This window comes from Acinetobacter johnsonii, from assembly GCF_048551975.1.
Classification (GTDB): domain Bacteria; phylum Pseudomonadota; class Gammaproteobacteria; order Pseudomonadales; family Moraxellaceae; genus Acinetobacter; species Acinetobacter johnsonii_A.
The window spans coordinates 1-253 of record NZ_JBIMCF010000311.1 but is presented as its reverse complement, the minus strand read 5'-3'; the positions used below and the strand labels follow the sequence as shown (position 1 = coordinate 253).

The window sequence follows — 253 nt, the reverse complement described above, 5'->3', positions numbered from 1 at the left end:
CATCTAATTCTTCGGCTGTTTCAGCGATAGGCCGATGTAGATCCTTGGAATTAAAAGCCATCTTGGCGAATTTACGATTAAATTGCTCAATAAAGCACGGCAGCCACTTATTGGCATCTGCAATTGAACTGATGCCTTCTAGACGCATCTCCTTAATCAGACGATCCTGAAGTGTTCTATTCGCTCGTTCTACACGACCTTTGGCTTGAGGGGAGTTAGCGAAAATGATATCGATATTGAGAGTGCTCAGAAC

General features: G+C 43.5%; 1 pseudogene. It reads right to left on the bottom strand.

Annotated elements, in window-relative coordinates:
- Window positions 1–253 (bottom strand): annotated as a pseudogene (locus ACG9ZB_RS17610) (ISNCY family transposase); the annotation flags it as partial.